The 18967-nt window shown below is 29.4% G+C and carries 16 protein-coding genes and 6 pseudogenes; 20 read left to right on the plus strand and 2 right to left on the minus strand.

The window, feature by feature from the left end; all coding sequences use genetic code 11:
- The first annotated feature begins 32 nt into the window (after positions 1–32).
- The 10 genes and pseudogenes from BQ7397_RS03555 (at position 33) to BQ7397_RS03605 (ending at position 8897) form a co-directional block, all read left to right on the plus strand.
- Positions 33–761: an ABC transporter ATP-binding protein gene (locus tag BQ7397_RS03555; RefSeq protein ID WP_077074753.1), complete on the plus strand. Its 729-nt coding sequence runs from the start codon at positions 33–35 to the stop codon at positions 759–761.
- Entirely contained in the window at positions 736–2292 is a 1557-nt protein-coding gene (locus tag BQ7397_RS03560) for a hypothetical protein (protein WP_077074754.1), read from the plus strand. Before BQ7397_RS03555 ends, BQ7397_RS03560 begins: the two co-directional genes overlap by 26 nt.
- Before the next feature lie 19 nt (positions 2293–2311).
- Entirely contained in the window at positions 2312–2530 is a 219-nt protein-coding gene (locus tag BQ7397_RS03565) for a DUF1648 domain-containing protein (RefSeq protein ID WP_050137118.1), read from the plus strand.
- 37 nt (positions 2531–2567) lie between these two features.
- Positions 2568–2879 carry a GntR family transcriptional regulator gene (locus BQ7397_RS03570; protein ID WP_234970567.1) on the plus strand — a complete coding sequence of 104 codons (312 nt, stop codon included), beginning with the start codon at positions 2568–2570 and terminating at the stop codon, positions 2877–2879.
- Positions 2880–3188: 309 nt separating this feature from the next.
- Positions 3189–3269 (plus strand): annotated as a pseudogene (locus tag BQ7397_RS09085) (sigma-70 family RNA polymerase sigma factor); the annotation flags it as partial.
- A 524-nt stretch (positions 3270–3793) separates the two neighbouring features.
- On the plus strand, positions 3794–4381 hold the full coding sequence (locus BQ7397_RS03585) for a type IV toxin-antitoxin system AbiEi family antitoxin domain-containing protein (protein WP_077074756.1): 588 nt from the start codon (positions 3794–3796) through the stop codon (positions 4379–4381).
- Positions 4382–4527: 146 nt separating this feature from the next.
- The gene (locus BQ7397_RS03590) at positions 4528–5376 is read left to right on the plus strand and encodes an AraC family transcriptional regulator (RefSeq protein ID WP_077074757.1); all 849 of its coding nucleotides are present in this window, start codon (positions 4528–4530) and stop codon (positions 5374–5376) included.
- A 75-nt stretch (positions 5377–5451) separates the two neighbouring features.
- A pseudogene (locus tag BQ7397_RS03595) lies at positions 5452–5907 on the plus strand (nucleotidyl transferase AbiEii/AbiGii toxin family protein); the annotation flags it as partial.
- 418 nt (positions 5908–6325) lie between these two features.
- Entirely contained in the window at positions 6326–8599 is a 2274-nt protein-coding gene (locus BQ7397_RS03600) for an ATP-binding cassette domain-containing protein (RefSeq protein ID WP_077074759.1), read from the plus strand.
- A complete protein-coding gene (locus tag BQ7397_RS03605) occupies positions 8592–8897 on the plus strand; it encodes a hypothetical protein (RefSeq protein WP_077074760.1) in 306 nt (101 codons plus the stop codon). Before BQ7397_RS03600 ends, BQ7397_RS03605 begins: the two co-directional genes overlap by 8 nt.
- A gap of 117 nt (positions 8898–9014) precedes the next feature.
- Here the strand turns inward: BQ7397_RS03605 and BQ7397_RS09240 are convergent.
- Both BQ7397_RS09240 and BQ7397_RS03610 read right to left on the minus strand, forming a co-directional pair.
- Positions 9015–9224 (minus strand): annotated as a pseudogene (locus BQ7397_RS09240) (relaxase/mobilization nuclease domain-containing protein); the annotation flags it as partial.
- 1 nt (position 9225) lies between these two features.
- A pseudogene (locus BQ7397_RS03610) lies at positions 9226–9581 on the minus strand (plasmid mobilization protein).
- Positions 9582–10130: 549 nt separating this feature from the next.
- Here BQ7397_RS03610 and BQ7397_RS09530 point away from each other — a divergent pair.
- The 10 genes and pseudogenes from BQ7397_RS09530 to BQ7397_RS09590 all read left to right on the plus strand — a co-directional run.
- Positions 10131–10253 (plus strand): annotated as a pseudogene (locus BQ7397_RS09530) (TetR/AcrR family transcriptional regulator); the annotation flags it as partial.
- Positions 10254–10313: 60 nt separating this feature from the next.
- Positions 10314–10712 carry a hypothetical protein gene (locus tag BQ7397_RS03620; protein ID WP_223420581.1) on the plus strand — a complete coding sequence of 133 codons (399 nt, stop codon included), beginning with the start codon at positions 10314–10316 and terminating at the stop codon, positions 10710–10712.
- A gap of 171 nt (positions 10713–10883) precedes the next feature.
- A complete protein-coding gene (locus tag BQ7397_RS03625; RefSeq protein WP_077074763.1) occupies positions 10884–11477 on the plus strand; it encodes an MptD family putative ECF transporter S component in 594 nt (197 codons plus the stop codon).
- Positions 11478–12164 carry an energy-coupling factor transporter transmembrane component T family protein gene (locus BQ7397_RS03630; RefSeq protein ID WP_077074764.1) on the plus strand — a complete coding sequence of 229 codons (687 nt, stop codon included), beginning with the start codon at positions 11478–11480 and terminating at the stop codon, positions 12162–12164.
- Between the two features lie 12 nt (positions 12165–12176).
- Positions 12177–13592 carry an ABC transporter ATP-binding protein gene (locus tag BQ7397_RS03635; protein WP_077074765.1) on the plus strand — a complete coding sequence of 472 codons (1416 nt, stop codon included), beginning with the start codon at positions 12177–12179 and terminating at the stop codon, positions 13590–13592.
- A gap of 3 nt (positions 13593–13595) precedes the next feature.
- Positions 13596–15308, plus strand: coding sequence for an ABC transporter ATP-binding protein (locus BQ7397_RS03640; RefSeq protein WP_077074766.1), 1713 nt, complete (start codon positions 13596–13598; stop codon positions 15306–15308).
- 1 nt (position 15309) lies between these two features.
- Positions 15310–17052, plus strand: coding sequence for an ABC transporter ATP-binding protein (locus BQ7397_RS03645; RefSeq protein ID WP_077074767.1), 1743 nt, complete (start codon positions 15310–15312; stop codon positions 17050–17052).
- Positions 17053–17644: 592 nt separating this feature from the next.
- On the plus strand, positions 17645–17854 hold the full coding sequence (locus tag BQ7397_RS03650) for an SHOCT domain-containing protein (protein ID WP_077074768.1): 210 nt from the start codon (positions 17645–17647) through the stop codon (positions 17852–17854).
- A 59-nt stretch (positions 17855–17913) separates the two neighbouring features.
- Complete coding sequence (locus BQ7397_RS09585) at positions 17914–18609, plus strand: recombinase family protein (protein ID WP_234970568.1); 696 nt, start codon at positions 17914–17916, stop codon at positions 18607–18609.
- A pseudogene (locus BQ7397_RS09590) lies at positions 18567–18962 on the plus strand (recombinase family protein); the annotation flags it as partial. The gene BQ7397_RS09585 and the pseudogene BQ7397_RS09590, both read left to right, overlap by 43 nt.
- Between the last annotated feature and the right edge of the window lie 5 nt (positions 18963–18967).

An 18967-nucleotide genomic window follows, 5' to 3' on the forward strand; every position in this document is an offset into this window, starting at 1 on the left:
TAACTGACAAAATGTCAATGGAGGCGGAAATTATGTTAGAGATAAAGAATCTTAGTAAATTCTATGGAAACAAAAAGGCTGTTGAAAACTTATCCATTTCAGTACAGTCTGGAGATATTTATGGATTCATTGGTGCAAATGGAGCCGGAAAAACTACAACGATAAAAGCGATAGTTGGAATTCATGATTTTGAGAATGGAAGTATAACGATTGACGGGCATTCTATTAAAGAAGAGCCTGTTATTTGTAAGAAAATAATGGCATACATTCCGGATAATCCGGATTTATATGAACATCTGACAGGATTTCAGTACATCAATTTTATTGCAGATTTATTTGAAGTTTCTACTGAAATACGCAGAGAAAGAATTCAGAGATACGGCGATTTATTTGAAATGACGAAACATCTTTCGGGAATGATATCTTCGTATTCACATGGCATGAAGCAAAGAACGGCGATTATTTCTGCACTGGTGCATTCTCCAAAGTTACTAATTTTAGATGAACCTTTTGTTGGACTTGATCCGAAAGCAACTTTTCTACTAAAGAAAATAATGCACGAATGCGTATCAGATGGAGGAGCTATTTTCTTTTCAACACATGTATTGGATGTTGCAGAAAAATTATGTAATAAAATTGCAATTATAAAAAATGGAAAGTTAATTGCGAGCGGAAATACAGAAGAAGTCAAAGGCAATAAATCTTTGGAAACTTTTTTCATGGAGGTGCAGGATAATGAGCAAAATTTGGATACTAATTAGAGCACAATTGATAAATTTCTTTCCGATCAACGAAATGAAAGAGCCGGGAAATAAAAAACAAAGTTCAATTGTTATTGCAAGTTTTGGAATAATAACTCTTGCCATATTTTTCTTTTTTTATAACATCATAACAGCTAAAACATTGGTACAAGTGGGACAGCAGGAATTGATACCGGCATATATGGTGTCGGTATCAAGCTTTGCAATATTATTTTTGACAATATTTTATTCGAATGGGATTTTATTTGGCAGTCGTGATATGGAAAATCTTTTGTCGTTGCCTGTAAAAAGTTCGGATATTATAAGCAGCAAGTTTATGTTTATGTATTTATTGAATTTTTTAATAGGATTGATGTTTATGCTTCCGGGAGGAATTGTTTGGGTGTTAAACGGAAGTTTAAATGTATTACAGATTATATTGTATTTTACTTCCATAATTTTTGTTCCGTTGATACCTATGTGTATAGCAGCATGTATGGGAATCGTTATTGTTGTTGCTTCATCTTTCTTTAAGAGAAAAAATGTTATTGCTTTAATTTTTTCATTTGCAATGATAGGGATAATTGGATATATTGCAGTGTTAGCTATGAAATCAGGTAATGAAAATAGTATTGGGATTATGCTTTCTAAGCAAATTACCGGATTGTACCCACTATCTAAGCTATTTATGGAATACTATAATTTTCCAATGTACATTGGAGTAGGATTATTTATTGTTCTCTCAATAGTATTTTTTTATATATTTGCCAAAATGGTTTCATTGAAGTATGGATTGCTTAATACTCTTGCTAAAACAACAACAAGATATTCCGACAACAAAAATTCGAATAATAGAAAATCAGTATTTTTTGCCCTATATAAAAAAGAAATGGGACTGTTTCTAAACTCATATATGGCAGTGTTGAATGCAGGTCTTGGTGTAATACTTTTATGTGTTTTTAGTATATTTCTTCTTTTTAATTCTTTACAACAAATAGGGGAATATTCGGGAATCGAAAATATTAATGAATATCTTTCGAATTTTGCTCCAATGTGTATTGCTTCAATGTTTTTACTTAGTTGTCCGGCAGCGTTTTCCATATCTTTAGAAGGTAAAAATGTTTGGATTTTGCAAAGTTCTCCTATTTCAATAAAAACGATTTTAAATTCTAAGATTGCAGTAAATCTTACGCTTCATTTAATTGGATATATTGTTTCTGTGTTTATATTTTTGCTAAAGCTTGATATGGACATTATTCAAACCATCAGCTTAATAATTGTTCCTATTTGTTATTCCGTTTTTATAACAGTGATTGGAATTTCTTTGAATAAAAAATTTCCCAACTTTGAATGGGAAAGTGAGATGATGATAGTAAAACAGAGTATGCCTGTTATTGTGTCTGCAATTATTGGAATGGCTGCGTTAGTTATACCAATTCTTCTCCATTGGTTTTTGCATTTTCCTATATTATTAACATTGTTAGGAGTAGCATTTATTTTGCTTATTATTGCAGGTGGTGTTTATATAAAAACTTGTAAATTAAATTTTTAGTTTAAGGAGGAGATGTTCTATGAAAAAAAGATTTTTAAAAGATGTATTGGTGTTGATAGGGATAATGTTTGTAATATTTATTGTTTGCATATTTCTCCCAGAGAAAATTCCTGTTCATTTCAATGCAAAAGGAATCCCCGATATGTTTGCTAATAAATATTATCTTCTATTTGCTGCGGTTATTCCATATTCTGCATATTGGAAATTCGTACGAGGAAGAAAAAATAAAAATAAATGAATGTATATCTATATTTGCAAATTGCTCAGCGTTAAGAGTGTCTATTTTAAGAGGCGATTATGTTCCGGGACAACAGATGCCACCTATAAGGGCTTTAGTACAGAGGGAGGGATGTAATCCTGCAACAGTTCAAAAAGCTTTAAAAGTTCTTGAGAAACAGGGACTAATTGTTAGTCGTGGAAGTAAAGGATATTTTGTTATTGAAAGTGAGAAGAAAATAATTGAGTTAAGAAATCAGCATTTGAACAGGCTAACAAAAATATTGTTTGAAAAACTATATGTCCTAGGATTTTCTGATTCTGAGATTATCAAACTATTTGATAGAATAGAAACTAAAAAAAATGAATAAAAATCAATTATGTATGAAGAAGATAAAAATACTGACTATTTAGATTATTGATAAAATGGAGGAAACAAATATGAAAGAATCTAAACATCTAATGTTAGAAATACCAAAGAAACAAAACATTCCTCTTTTCAATAATCTCTATAGTAGATTATTGTTTCAGATACAAGCTGAAACACGTAAGTGTAGCTAAAGAAGTATTCTTATTCTTATTCTTATTCTTCCGTTTTAGAGGACTTCGTATGCCTAAGAGCAGAAGTCCTCCTTTTTTTTGTCTAAAAACGCAGACAAAAAAGAAATGGAGGAAACTTTATGGCAAAAGAGTATTACCTTTATGTCAGAGGGCAAGAGATAAAAGTCAGTGAAGATATTTATAAAGTCTACTGGCGAGACCATAGCGTTGATACAAAAGATGTAAATTTAGAAATCCTGCATTTTAAGCAGTTTTATAAGCATTTTGTATTTGAAAAAGATGAAGAAGGATACGTCAAAAAGACTCAAAAAAACTACATGGATGTAAGAGTTGTTTTGAGACTAGTATGAGGAAACACAAAAAATATATTTAACTCATTTTGTACTTTCTACAAGAGTAGCTTAAAAGGCTGCTCTTTTTTTCTAAAAAGTTGGTACATATAAATTTTAAATATTACGAATAATACAAAATCTAATTTCCGAAAAGCAGAAGTCCAGACTTCCGAAAATCGGAACTCAAGAACTCCGAATAATGGATTTCTAGAAATCCGAAAATCGGAGAGTAACTATAATAATATTAGTAATATTGAGTTAAGAAAGAATAATTTTAGAAAGGGAGTAAGGATTCCTTACATCCTTTTTAAAAATAGAAAACACTCACAAGATAACTTTGCATATTCGCTTTTATAACATATAATAAAAGCGAATATGAGAGGAGGTAGACTATGAATACACTTAAAGATTATATACAAGAAAATTTAGTAATAACTAACAAAGAAGCAGAAGAACTTGGATATACTAGGCATAATTTATCAGAATTAACCAAAATCGGACAATTAGAAAGATTAAGACCAGGACTATATCAATTAAAAGGAAAAGTAATAGACGATTTTGTTTTAATATCATCCAATAGTAACCGAATAATATTTTCCAATCAAACAGCCCTCTACCTCCACGACCTATCCGACAGAACCCCAAATGTATTTCATATATCTGTACCCCAAGGCTATAATGCAAGCCATATTAAAAAGAGGTACGAAGATCTACAAGTACACTATGTAAAAAAAGATTTATACGAAATAGGAAAGACAGAAATAAAATCACCACAAGATAGCCTAATTCCGGTTTACGATATAGATCGAACAATTTGCGATATCATAATCGACAGAGAAAAAATAGATAAACAGATTTTTACAGAAGCCTTAAAAAGATACTTTAAATCACCAAATAAAAATCTAAGACGACTCATAAAATACAGTAGACTATTTAAAACTGAAGATGAAATTAGAAAATATATGGAGGTATTATCGTGATTAATATCGAGAGTATAAAGGGCAAGATAAGAAGTCTTGCAGAGAAGAAAAATAGTATAAACATGTGATGCTATAATATTTGTATTAGCATTATCGGGTATAATTTAATAAATCCTTGTACAATTTAAATGAAAGGTGGTGGAAAGATGGATATAATGAAATCATTTAACTTAGCAATTGACTATATTGAAGATAACTTAACTGATGAACTTGATGAAAAAGAAATAACACGGATAACAGGATATTCATTTCCAATGTTTTCAAGAATATTTTCAATAATATCAGGATATTCATTATCTGAATATATAAGGTTAAGAAAGATGACAAATGCTGCAATTGATTTAAAAAATTCAGATAAAAGAATTATAGATATCGCAATAAAATATGGTTATAATTCTCAGGATTCTTTTGCCTTAGCTTTTAAAAGTTTTCATAAGCTAACTCCAGGTCAAGTAAAAAAAGGAGAAAAGTATCAATATTTCCCAAGAATCTACTTTTCAATTTCAGTTCAAGGAGGAAATCAAATGGATATTAAGATTGAGAAAAAGAAAGCGTTTAAAGTAGCTGGTATTAAATCAGATGTAACTAAAAGTTCAAATTTCCCAAAAGTTTGGGATAGACTGGTTGAAAAAGTACCAAGAGAAAAATTTGAAGAGTTTGGTAATGGTCAAATCTTTGGCGTAGGATATGACTATGTAATGGATGAAGAAGATTCATTTATATATTTAGCTGGTTTTGATTTAACGGATGAAGTAAAAGCTAAGAAGTTAGGTTTGGATACGCTTAGCATTCCTGAAAAAGAGTATGCTATTGTAAGCTTAGAAGGTCCTATACCAAAGTGCATTCACGAAGGATGGAAGTATATTATTTCATATTTCTTCCCAAAAGAGGGATATAGACATGATGAAAGCCCCGATTTTGAAGTATATGGAGATGGAGACCCTAATTCAGAAGATTATAAAATGGAATTATGGGTTCCTATAGTAAAAGAATAATTTAAATTTGTTTAACGGCATCTATCTAAATGGTAGGTGCTTTTTGATTGCTATTAGTAAAAATAGGAATGAGTAAAAAGTCCTATGAAACTTGACCTTACAACAGGTGATGCAATAACACCAAGGGAAATAGAATACACCTATCCCTGTATCTTTAGCAAAGAAGCTATAAAAATAATGGCATATCCATTAGAAACAATTTTAGCTGAAAAATACGAAACAATAATCAGAAGAAATATAGCAACAACACGAATGAGAGACTTCTACGACCTATACACTCTCTACAAGCTGAAAAAAGACCAGATAGACTATGAAATTTTAAAAGAAGCAATAGAGAGAACCTCAAACAAAAGAGGAAGCCAGGATATAATGCAAGACTATGAGGAAATAATCGAGGACATAAAAGAAGATTCATACCTAAGATCCTTATGGGAAGTATATCTCAGTGAAAATAAGTATATTGGAGATCTGAAGTTTGATAAGGTTGTTGGTGTAGTGAGAATTATTTCAAATAGAATTAATGAGATGTAATTTAACAGACACTGTCTGGCAAATTGTAGACAAGAAAATATTAAGTATTAGAGAAGTGGAATTATTCTACTTCTTTTTTTAAAAACTTAAATGCATTTAATGAGAACGTTTTTATATTAAACCGACATTTAATGGTATAATACAATAAATATTAGTTTTCAATGTAGGGCATATAGAGAATTTTTAGTTATAAAAGATTATTCAAAAACTAATAGAATTAATATTACAAAAAGAACTTGATGAAAATAGCAAAATTTGTAAAAGTTTATTTTATAAAATTAAGAATAGAAAAAATGTAACTAAGGATGAATTTGTGATTTTTTGGTTGTGATATTAAGGGAATATTAGAGTGCATGAATATATAACATGTAAATGTTTATGAGAAAAATTATGATAGATTTATGAAGGGATAATATATATGAAATTTGATTTACATATTCACTCTATTGATAGTAAATATAAAGAGAGTGAAGGTATTGTTGATAATTCAACCATTGATAATACAAGTGTTTTATTAGAGAAGTTAGAGGAAAACGAAGTAGGATTATTTTCTATCACTGATCACAACAGATTTAATGTTGAGTTATATAATAAATTAGACAGTGAAATAAAAACTGGGAAGTATGAGTATGTAAAAGGTATTGTTGCAGGTGTTGAATTTGATGTTCAAATAGATAGTGATATGGGTAAATGCCATATCATTACAATTTTTGATGCAAAAAGTAGAGAGGATAATTATAAAAAAATAAAAGAATGTATTGATGAAAATAAACTAGAGAAAAAAGAAGATTATTATACAAGAGATAAATTTGAGTCTATTCTAAAAAAAATTGGTCTTGATGTGATATTGATTGCCTGTCAAAGAAACAGTTTAGATAAACACGACGGTAAACATAATTCATTGAGTGAATCAACTAAGGATTCAGAGGATTTAATTATGACTGGCTATATAAATGCTTTAGAGTTTCAAAGACCTAATGTAGAAGGTATATTAAAAAATAATTTGAGAGGTATTCCTATAAATCTTGGATTAGTAATGGGGAGTGATTGCCATGATTGGAACGAGTATCCCAATCACGACAAGAAAAATGTAAATAATCAGTTCGCTCATTCTCGTGCTAAAATTTTACCAACATTCAAAGGATTATTGATGGCTATCACATCTCCTGAGACCAGGATTAATCAACAAAATAGTAAAAATTTAGACTATATTGAAGAATTTAGAATAGGAGAAGATAAAGTTAAACTTGTAAATGGAATAAATGCAATAATTGGAGAAAACGGATCAGGAAAATCTACATTGCTAAACCTCTTGAATAATAAAGTCAGTACACCTAAGTATGTAAAAAATCTAGTTGAAACCAATCAATTATATTGTGAAAATAAATATTCAGCAAAAAAACTATTTATCGGGCAAGGAGAAATTGTTCAGATGTTTGATAATAGCACACTATTCCCTAAAGATAACTTTTTACAGGTTTCACATGATTCTTTTAGGGATGCTTATTCAAATTATGCCGAAGATATATTATCATACATTAAAAAAAATATAAAAAAAGAAGAAGCAATAAATGGATTAAGAAAAAATTATTTAGAATATAGTGAATTAAACAATATAGCTACTTACTTTATTCAAATTGAATGTGATAAAGATTTTTCTAATATAGATAATATTCATAATTCACCAAGAAAAGAGCTTTCAAGTATTATAGATAAATTAGAAACAGCAATAGGTAAGGAGTATTTTAAAGCATATGCAATTAAAATTAAGGAAGCTATTGAGCTATTAAAGTCAATATTTGATGAGATAGATAAAAATTACAATATTATAGAAATGGAAGAAAAGTTGAAAAATATAATAGCTTCGGAGCTTTCAAAATATAATTTGAAAATAGAAGAAGCAGCTTCAACTCAAGAAAAGGATCAAAGAGACTTTAGCTTAAGAAAAGCTGATTTTGTTGCAAACATTATAGAGGCAATAAAGAAAGACAATGAAGAAATAGAATTTCCTCAAAAACCAAATATATTTGAGGGATGTAGTAAAAAACCTAGTTGTGGATTCAGTTTTAATTCGGAATCTAACTATAACGGAAAAGATGTACATGACGAATTTCTATCTAAGATGTTTAACCAAAATTATGCTGACATAGATAAGTTAAAGACGATAAAAGATACGGAAACCTTAATAACGGCTATAACCAGTTGTACATCCTTTGATCATATAGAAACTTCTTATAGTAACAATTTAAATAAATTTTTAGATAAGATGTGTGAATGTAAAAATTACATTGTAGATATATCTAATGAAGAGAAATCTTTGGGAAGTACTCTAGGAGAACAATCTTTAGCATATTTTAAATATATAACCGAATATGAAAATGAAAAATGTATTTTTTTGGTAGATCAACCAGAAGATCATATTTCAAATAATAACATTAGTAAAAAGCTCATAAAATATTTAAACTCGATTAGGAATAAGAAACAGGTAATCATTGTAACACATAATCCATTACTAGTAGTAAATCAAGATGTTGAGCAAGTGATTTATGTTGAAAAAAACAATAATAAAATAAACATAACTTCAGGGTGTTTAGAATTTGAAGATGATAGTGTTAATATGCTTGAACTTATTGCAGAAAATATGGATGGTGGTAAGGATTCTATTGAAAAGAGGTTAAAAGTATATGGATAAAATAATAAAACTTGAAATGAATACAAACAAAGATATTGAGATTAGTGTCAATGACATTAAAAAAATAACAATTAAAAAAGATAATAGAAAAATTCAAGCAAATGAAATATTTGAACTTTTCAGTTATACTAATGGTGATAATTTTAAATTTGAGATAGTGAACGATAAAGATTATGATGTTCCTGTTTTAGAGTTTTTTTATGAATTACTAAATGAAATTGTAATCAAATTAAATAAAGATGAAACTCAAGATATCGAAGATGATTTCGGCATAACAAAAAGTGAATGCCCTTTTTAAATGTATTAATATAAAATTCATAAATTTTTATTACTTTATAAATCTATTATATGTTTGATATTAACTTAGAGCACTCTTAAATGAGAGTGCTCTTTTTCTGTTTATATTTTCTTATTTTGGTAGAAGAAGTTGAATTAAATGTCTAGCCAAAACTGTACCTTTAGTATCATTGTCTTCTCGTGTTTTCATAAATTGAATATGGGCAGTAGATGGATGACATTTGAATGAAGATACTAAGATTTTTTCATCAGTTTTTTCACTCTTAGTAATGTAGTCTATTGCCAAATTTAGGGTTGATTTTATAGGATGTATTTTTGTAATTGCCATACTAATCACCAGAACTTTATTTGATTTATTAAGAAGTAGGGAATGGATCTGCCATATTTCTTTTGATAATTTTTCTATCTGTTTAATCATTGACTCGATTTCATTTTTGTAAATAACACCAGTTGCATTAGTAGCTTTTGCAATCTGGTTTATATTATTTGTTGCATTCGAAAGTAGCCATTGTAGGTTTCTAAATGGTTCTAAATCTACTACATAAATTTCCTTTTTTAATACACATTTTCTAAGAAAGTGGGACATAGTTTTGCAATTAGCAAGTATCATTTTCTTTTCAAAAATTTCCTTTTCTTCTTTAGTTAGTTTTATTTCTATTCTTTCATTTCTAAATCTATTTGCCATTTTATTCTCCTTTATAAAATATATTTCGGGGTCTTAGGGTTCTCCCTAACAAGGTAAAAATTAAAAAATGGAGCATTCCGTAAAGGTCTGCTCCATTAATTTTTTCGTAAGTGTCCGTACACTTACTGTGCTTGCTATTAAAGTTATAAGCATAAGCGTGTATTAAGTTATGATCAATTATACCGCACTTATCGAAGCTAATAAACAACATAGAATAGATTTCAAGGAATATTTCAATATTAACCATATATTCTAAAAATGACAATTGTTTACTCGGAGAATCAGTAATGGAATCAGCTAAGTTGTATAAATCTAAAATTGTTGTTTTGACAATGTGTGTCATGATTGTATGCTTGATCCAGAATGGAAATTAGTAGCGGACCTAACAAGAGAATTTATAGATAATTAAATAATATGTTATCATAAAAAAATGTACTTGATAGTGATTATTGACTTTATTAGCTTCTTTATGCTAAAATATAGTAAACGGTGTTATCTTAATTTGGGAGGTGAAACTTACTGAGAGACAAAGATGTTACAATAAAGAAAATATTAAAAAGTGCAAAAAGTGAGTTTACAGAACATGGATTCGAAGAGGCTTCTATTCGTACTATTGCTAGAAACGCAGGAATTACACCTGGTGCAATATATAAACATTTTAAGTCTAAAGAAGATATTTTTAAGGTACTTGTAAGTCCTACACTTAATCACTTATACAGAAGAAGTAAAGAATTGACAAATCAAGCGATTGAAGAAATTAAAGTAAATGGTTTACAAGCCTTTGGAGAAAAATCTGATGATAGTAATAGAGAATTATTGGAATTTATTTACCAAAATGATCCTATAGTTAATCTTCTGTTTAACTGTTCTCAGGGTACGGAATTTGAATCAATTCGTCATGATTTAGTGAATCTTGAAGTGCAGGGTGCTAAGAAATTGATCGAGGTTCTTAAGGAAAAAAAGATTGAAGTAAATGATTTGAATGATGATGAACTTCATGTTCTTTATACAATGGCATGTACACCTTTATTTGAGGTAATCACACATAGGTATCCATATAATGAAGCCTTAAATTTTATCGATATGATGGAGGCAGCAATGAATTTTGGTTGGAGGAGGATTATTAAATGAAAACATAATATAAAATTAAAAAATAATAAATTTTGAAATCGGGTTAATCCCGATTTTCTGCGTTTTATGGAAAGTAAACAAAAATAAGAAAAATTTACCAGTAAAGATTTTTTTGAATCAATCATATTGTAACTGGTAAATAAATATAAAAATTTAAATGGAGGTATTCAAATGAATGAAACAAAATTAAAAACAAAAGATTTAGTTAACATCGGTATTTTTTCAGTGATTTATATGGCGTTATCCATGGCGGTAATGATTATTCCAATACTTTCACCGATACTTTGGTTATTATGGCCAGCAATGACAGGCATAATATGTAATTTTATTTACATGTTGTTAGTCTCTAAGGTGCCAAAACCAGGAACGGCTTTACTTTTGATAGCAATTACAGGGATTATATATTTTGCTATAGGAGAATGCACTTTTACAATTGTTATAACTTGCGTTATTGCAGGGGTTTTAGCAGAAATTACTAGAAAAATTTTGGGATATAAAAGTCAAAAAAGCGTAATAGTATCTTCAGGATTGATTTGCATTGGGTTGATTGGCTCACCATTACCTATGTGGTTGTTCCAAGAATCTTATATGAAATCTATTATTAAAATGGGAATGAGTCCAGAATATGTAAATAAATTACAAACTTTAATTTCAATTCCAACACTTATCGGGATGATCATTACTGCATTTATTGGAGGCGTTATTGGTGCATATGTAGGTAAAGCAATGTTCAAAAAACGTTTTGAGAAAGCTGGAATTATGTAAATGGAGGGTATTGTTAGAGGCATTATAAAGCTAAATCCACTAACTGAAATCATTTTTTTGATTTCAGTTAGTATTATTAGCTTTGCAAATAATAGCTTAAAATTAGATGTTTTTATTCTTTTAATAGCTGCTATTATAGCCTTATTTATGGGACTTGTTAAAATATCTTTAAAGGCATTATCTATGTTTGTATTATTACAGGGATTGAAATATTTTGTTTTGCCGATTCTACCAGATGTCATCTCAGCACATTTTGGATTATTGGTGATTCATGCTCCTAAGTTAATACCGATTTTTTTAGTTGGTCAAATTCTTGTAAAAACTAATCCTATACGAAATATTATGTATGCCTTGAAAATGATGCATTTTCCAAAAAGCCTAATTATTTCTCTAGCAATAGGCATCAGATATTTTCCATCTTTAAGAGAAGAAAAAGTATTAATCTCAGATGCAATAAAAATAAGAGGCGTGACTGGATTTAAAAAGATACAATTAGGACTAATATCTTTAATAGTTACAGCTTCTAATACCGCAGATGAATTAGCTCAGGCTATTACAGTAAGAGGGATAGAAAATCCTGCAAGAAAGACTTTTATGGATGATGCAGGATTTAACATTTGGGATCTAATAATTATTCTATTATGTATTCTGATGTTCTTTAATGTAAAGTTCAAGTTATTTTTATAAGAGGTACAAAACATGATTAATATAAATGAAGCTTCATATTCCTACAAGAGAAGCTTAGAAGACCAGTTAAAGAAAATTTCAATAAAGATTAATCAAGGAGAAGTTATCTTATTATGTGGAAAATCTGGTTCTGGAAAAACGACTATAACAAAATTAATCAATGGATTGATCCCTCATTTTTTAGAGGGAAATTTATTAGGAAATATTTTTATAAATGGGATAAACACAAAACAAATGAAGATATATGAAATTTCTGAAAAAGTGGGAACAATTTTTCAAAACCCTAAAACACAGTTTTTTAATTTAGATTCAGACAGTGAACTAACATTTGGATTAGAAAATTTAGGTGAAAATCCTGATAAAATAAAAAGACAAGTTTTTAAAGTAGTATGTGATCTGGGAATTGAAAGATTAAAAAACAGAAATGTTTTTATGATGTCAGGTGGAGAAAAGCAACTACTCGCTATTGCATCTATTTATGCTACCAGTCCAGATGTATATGTGTTTGATGAACCTTCTGCAAATATTGATGAGTATGGCATTGAAAGAATAAGAGAGATGCTTATAAATCTTAAAGCTCAGGGCAAGACAATTATTATTTCTGAACATAGACTCTATTATTTAATGGATTTAATTGATAGAGCTATTTATTTACAAGACGGAAAAATAAAATATGTTTTTTCAAATGTGGAATTTTCTTCAATTACTGACGACTCACGAAAGAAACTGGGACTTAGAACTTTTGTAAGAAAGAAAAATGATGATTTTGCAAATCCTGTCACATTTTGTGAATCTGATGACTTTGTAGCTTCAAATTTAGAATATGAAAATAAGAAACAAAAAATTTTAGATAAGATAAATATTTCCGGAAACAAGGGAGATATTATTGCAATAACCGGTAAAAATGGTCAAGGAAAAACAACATTAATGAGAATTTTATGTGGACTGTTGAAAGAAAACGAAGGGAAAATAAGCTATAAAGGAAGTCCCATAAAATATAAAAAACGAAGAAAACTTTGTTATATGGTTATGCAAGATGTAATTCATCAGTTTTTTTCTGAATCTGTAAGAGATGAATTTAGTTTATTTGATTCTAAAATAGATGAAAAGCAAATAGATAATATTCTAGAAAAATTAGATCTTAAAAAATTAGATAATCGTCATCCTATGTGCTTATCAGGAGGTCAAATGCAGAGACTTTCTGTAGCATTGGGGATGTTAATTGATAGAGAAATTATTATTTTGGACGAACCAACGAGTGGACTTGATTATACAAATATGCTCGAAATAAGCAAAGCCATTAAAGAATCTTCAAATAATAAAATTATATTTATTGTTACGCATGATAATGAATTGATTGATAGTACATGTAATAAATTATTGGAGATTTGCGATGGCAGAATAAAAAGATTTTATGAAAGAAGGTAAAAGATGGATATCTTAAAGGGACATAAAAGCAAGGTTTTCGCAGCTGTATTCATTGCGATAATAGGAGTAGGATTTGGTGTAATACCTTATTTTTCTGTAGCAGCCATTATTAATAACTTGGTTGCAAAAAATGCAAATTTAAATAATTATTATCCATATATTTTTGCTGTATTTCTGGGATTTATGGCAAGTATATTATTTCATGAAATATCTACTATTATTTCTCATAATCTTGCCTACAGGATTATTGAAGATAAAAGAAAGTTATTAGCTGACAAATTAAGTAAAATTTCTATGGGAGAAGTTGAAAGAAAAAGCAGCGGACAGTGGTCTCAATTTATGGTGGAAACACTTGATAAAATGGAAAAACCGATTGCTCATGTGATTCCAGAAGTTATTGCTAATATATTCATTCCTATAGTATTGGTCATAACAATTTTTATAATGGACTGGAGAATAGGAATTGCAAATTTACTTACAATTCCATTGGGATTATTGTTTTCAATGTTAATGATGCGAGGTTATGAAGAAAAATCTAAAAGATACCAAGAAGCAGCTAAAGCTATGAATACGACAATGGTTGAATATGTAAATGGTATTAAAGTTATAAAAGCATTTAATAAATCAGCATCATCATTTGGGAAATTTAGAAAGACTGTTGAAGAAAATAAGAACGCAATGCTTGATTGGTACTTGAGTGTTTGTTTTTCAATGACAGCAACTATGGAAACTATCCCGTCAACTATGGTATTCGTTTTACCAGCTTCCTTGTATTTCTTTATGAAGGGTAGTGTTGAAGTAGGGACTCTTATCATGTGTATATTGCTATCATATGCTTCATATAAACCATTAATAAAAGCTATGAGTCATATGGAAACAATAGCAAATATAAAAGTTGTGTTTGAAGAAATAAAAAAGATAATGGAAATTCCTAACTTAAAAAGAGGAGAAGAAGTAAGAGATATAAAATCTTATGATGTAGAGTTTAAAGATGTAACATTTGCATATGAAGAGTCAAAGAATGTATTAAATAATATTTCGTTTAGAGCAAATGAAAATGAGTTAACTGCAATCGTTGGAAATTCAGGTGGTGGAAAGTCTACTATTACAAAACTAATCGCAGGTTTTTGGAATGTTTCTAATGGAGAAATTTTAATTGGAAAAACAAATTTGAACGAATTGCCATTAAAACAGAATATGGAGCTTGTTAGCTATGTGTCGCAAGAAAACTTTCTTTTTAATAAAACAATATTAGAAAATTTAAAGATGGCGAAGGAAGATGCGAGTATGGATGAAATTAAAGAGGCTTGTGAAAAAGCGAGTTGCTATAATTTTATAAAGGGCCTGCCAAATGGATATGAAACTATTGTAGGGAAGGGAGGAGCAAATCTTTCTGGAGGAGAAAAGCAAAGAATTGCAATAGCTAGGTGTTTTTTAAAGAATAGTCCTATTGTACTACTTGATGAAGCAACAGCATATTCTGATCCTGACAATGAATCAGTTATTCAACAGTCTATTGATAAGTTAATTAAAGATAAAACAGTGATTATGGTAGCTCACAGGTTATCTACAATTGTAAATGCAAATAAAATAATTGTGGTGGATAATGGAGAAGTAATTGAAGAAGGCACTCATAAACAATTACTCGAGTTAAATGGGAGATACAAAAAAATGTGGGATGTATATACAGAATCTAAAGAAATCGAGGTGATATAAAGTGAGAGAATTGATAAAAACTTTATATGAGGTGTCAGGGTCATATTCAAATAAAATAACAAAAATGCTTATTTTTGATGTATTTAAGGGAGTATTTGAAGGAGTTTCTTTAGGTGCAATTCTATTATGTTTGACCAAAATTTGTGAAAATATATTCACGAACCAAAGCATTTTAATAAAAGATGTGTATATTGTTTTTATTATTGCAGCTATAAGCGTGGTGGGAAAAATTATATTTGGATATCTGGCTGATAAAAACAAATATATTGCTTCGTACAATTTAGGAGCAGAAAATAGATTATATATTGGTGATCGTTTAAAAAATGTAAACATGGGATATTTCAGCACAAATTCTTTAGGGAATATAGCAGGAGCGTTGTCAACTGTTATAGGTGAACTTGAAACAATAGGAGTTTTTATTATTGAACAAATGCTTGTAGGTACAATACAGACACTAATTATGGTTATTTTCATACTACCTTATGATTTTGCAACAGCTATAATTATATTGTTGACTTTGATTGTTGGAACCTTAGTAAACTTATTCACACAAAAAAGCACAGATCAACTAACAGAGAGATTGTTAGGACTTAAATTGGATTTAAGTGAAAAAATGCTTGAGTATGTAAATGGGATAGGAATAACTAAAGCATTTGGAAAAGATCAAAATACAGTTAAGGAACTAAACGAAAGTATTACAAAAAGTCGCAAAGGTTTCCTTGCTGTAGAAAAAATTTTAGTTCCAACACAGTTTTTATTCTTGTTAGTATTTAAACTTGGTATTTGTGTGATAATTTTTAGTTCTATAATAAGATATTTATCAGGGGATATTGAAGTTACTAAAGCTATTATATTAATTGTTATGAGTTTTGTTGTTTTTTCTGGATTTGAATTAGCAGGAAGTATGCAGAGTATTAAGGGTGTTGCTGTACGAAATCTTAATACTGTTATAAATTTAAGAAATTTGCCTGTAATTGAAGAAGGTGAAATGACAGAAGTAGATAAAGCAGAAATATCAATGAACAATATTTCATTTTCTTATGGAAAAGAAAATCTTTTCAATAATCTAAGTATGCTTGTTCCAGATGGAAAAACTACCGCTCTTGTTGGATTTTCAGGAAGTGGTAAAACAACACTTTGCAATTTAATGGCGAGGTTTTGGGATGTAAATTCTGGCGAAGTAAAAGTTGGAAATCTAAATATTAAACAGTACAAGTATGATGAATTGCTTTCAAATTTTAGCTTTGTTTTTCAAGACGTGTATCTTTTTGATGATACCATAAAAAACAATATTAAGTTTGGTAATCCAAATGCAACAGATGAAGAAATGATAGATATTGCCAAAAAAGCTCAGTGCCATGATTTTATTATGAAATTGCCACAAGCTTATGAAACTGTTTTGCAAGAAGGGGGTTCAAATCTATCGGGTGGTGAGCGTCAACGAATTTCTATTGCAAGAGCCATGTTAAAACCGAGTAGGTTTGTAGTTCTTGATGAGGCAACTTCGAGCGTAGATCCAGAGAATGAAAAAGAATTATTGATTGCTTTGAAAAACTTATTAAAAGGAAAAACTGTTATTGTAATTGCACACAAGCTTTCTACTGTAAAAAATGCAGATCAGATAGTTGTTTTAAAAGATGGTGTTATAAAACAAGTAGGAACACATAGTGAACTTGCATCTAAACATGGAATATATAAGGATTTTATTGAAATCAGAAAACAATCTGAAAAGTGGAAGATTTAAGAAGGGACAGTTTTTGAATAAGATATTGGAGAATAATTTGTTTTTAACTTATGCTTTTTGAATCTTAGAAAATTCAATTGCAAATAAAATAGATTTGATATAAGAAAAAGTTTTGTTATTTTAGAGGATTATATGCTATGCATAGAGTCCTCTTTTTTTGTTCCTTGAACTTATAAGCATACATGAAGACTGAAAAACAGAAAACCTTATAGTAAAAGAATACTCATCTGATATTGGTAGATAAAAATCAATATTTTACATACCTTTTAACACTTTTAAAAAAGGATGTGCAAAATCATAAAAATTCATTCTAAAAATAAAGCATTAAATTGTATCCAAATAGAGAAAGTTTGAGACGCATCATAGAGGGCCGAATTAATACTAATTAATTAAATAAATATATTCAACCTATTGACATTCGTACTGTAATATCGGTAGGCTTTTTTATTCCTAATATACTGATTTTTTCACTTATGTTACAAATTATAAATTTTACTCAAAAAAACTCCATTTGTCCTATGGAATATAGAGGAAAGAAAATTAGGGTTAAAAATAGACCTGATTTCTTTGCCTGTGATATAGGAGGTGGAGTATGAGAGTAGAAAAGTTTGAAGGTAGACAAGAAATTATAAAAACTGAATACACTGAAAGGGATTTAAAGGCAGAGCTTAATTTCTATCTATCAGATAAGTTCATCCAGGATCTCTTTCTTTTAGATGAAATTAGCCTTGAAGAATATAGAAAAATTAGAAGAGAAAACATTAAAAAATTCAGACCTATTCTTTCAGAATTATTGCTATAAGACTTGATAAATACTCACTTGTACGGGAATATAGCACTAAAAGAAAGAGAGGTGAGACGATGGAAAAGATTACAAAAATAGAAGCAAATCAAAAAGAAGAATCTATATTAAGAGTCGCTGCCTATGCAAGAGTATCGACAGACGAGGACGCTCAGCTAGTAAGTCTTAAAACACAAAAGGCACACTATGAAAAGATTATATCTGAGAATAAATCATATACTTTTGCAGGCCTGTATTTTGACGAAGGCATCACTGGAACCAAGAAAGAATGCAGGGATGGACTTCTAAAAATGCTAAAAGACTGTGAAGACGGAAATATAGACTTTATCCTAACTAAATCCATCTCAAGGCTTGCAAGAAACACAACAGATTGTTTGGAAATCGTAAGAAGACTCCTTGATTTAAACATTGGTATCTATTTTGAAAAAGAAAACATTGATACAAGAACCATGGAAAGCGAGTTGATGTTATCAATACTTTCATCCCTTGCAGAAAGTGAGTCCAGGTCTATATCAGAAAATAACAAATGGTCCATAAAGAAAAGATTTCAAAGTGGAACGTTTATTATATCAAGCCCACCCTATGGCTATGAGAATATAGACGGAAAGATGGTAGTGAATGAAGAAGAAGGAAAAATCATAAAAGAAATATTTGAACAGTATCTTTCAGGTAAGGAAACACATAAAATTGCAGAAGATTTAATAAAAGAAAGATTAAAGGACAAAGGGGAGCAAACTGGCATGGATCAACTATAAACGGAATCTTAAAAAATGAAAAATATACAGGGGATGTCATCTACCATAAGACTTATACAGATGAAAATTATAATAGACATAAAAATAATGGGGAAGAAGACCAGTATAAGATAATAGATAACCATGAAGCCATTGTAAGTCGAGAGGATTTTGAAAAAGTACAAGACCTAATAGAGATAAGGGCTATAGCAAAGGGAAATGGAGAAAACACAAAAAAATACCAAAATAGATATAGCCTATCAGGGAAAATAAAGTGTGGCGAGTGTGGTTCAAGCTTTAAAAGAAGGCATCACTATAATGGCAAAGATAAATATATAGCCTGGACTTGTAGTGAGCACCTAAGAGATATTCATAAGTG

It is taken from the genome of Aedoeadaptatus urinae (assembly GCF_900155585.1).
In the GTDB taxonomy this organism is placed as follows: domain Bacteria; phylum Bacillota; class Clostridia; order Tissierellales; family Peptoniphilaceae; genus Aedoeadaptatus; species Aedoeadaptatus urinae.

Bases quoted from the DNA above. Each gene is read 5' to 3' on its own strand.
- BQ7397_RS03630 (WP_077074764.1), top strand. From the start codon at position 11,478: ATGGAGGGTATTGTTAGAGGCATTATAAAGCTAAATCCACTAACTGAA.
- BQ7397_RS03565 (WP_050137118.1), top strand. From the start codon at position 2,312: ATGAAAAAAAGATTTTTAAAAGATGTATTGGTGTTGATAGGGATAATG.
- BQ7397_RS03585 (WP_077074756.1), top strand. From the start codon at position 3,794: ATGAATACACTTAAAGATTATATACAAGAAAATTTAGTAATAACTAAC.
- BQ7397_RS03625 (WP_077074763.1), top strand. From the start codon at position 10,884: ATGAATGAAACAAAATTAAAAACAAAAGATTTAGTTAACATCGGTATT.
- BQ7397_RS03650 (WP_077074768.1), top strand. From the start codon at position 17,645: ATGAGAGTAGAAAAGTTTGAAGGTAGACAAGAAATTATAAAAACTGAA.
- BQ7397_RS03600 (WP_077074759.1), top strand. From the start codon at position 6,326: ATGAAATTTGATTTACATATTCACTCTATTGATAGTAAATATAAAGAG.
- BQ7397_RS03635 (WP_077074765.1), top strand. From the start codon at position 12,177: ATGATTAATATAAATGAAGCTTCATATTCCTACAAGAGAAGCTTAGAA.
- BQ7397_RS03590 (WP_077074757.1), top strand. From the start codon at position 4,528: ATGGATATAATGAAATCATTTAACTTAGCAATTGACTATATTGAAGAT.
- BQ7397_RS03640 (WP_077074766.1), top strand. From the start codon at position 13,596: ATGGATATCTTAAAGGGACATAAAAGCAAGGTTTTCGCAGCTGTATTC.
- BQ7397_RS03555 (WP_077074753.1), top strand. From the start codon at position 33: ATGTTAGAGATAAAGAATCTTAGTAAATTCTATGGAAACAAAAAGGCT.
- BQ7397_RS03560 (WP_077074754.1), top strand. From the start codon at position 736: ATGAGCAAAATTTGGATACTAATTAGAGCACAATTGATAAATTTCTTT.
- BQ7397_RS09585 (WP_234970568.1), top strand. From the start codon at position 17,914: ATGGAAAAGATTACAAAAATAGAAGCAAATCAAAAAGAAGAATCTATA.
- BQ7397_RS03605 (WP_077074760.1), top strand. From the start codon at position 8,592: ATGGATAAAATAATAAAACTTGAAATGAATACAAACAAAGATATTGAG.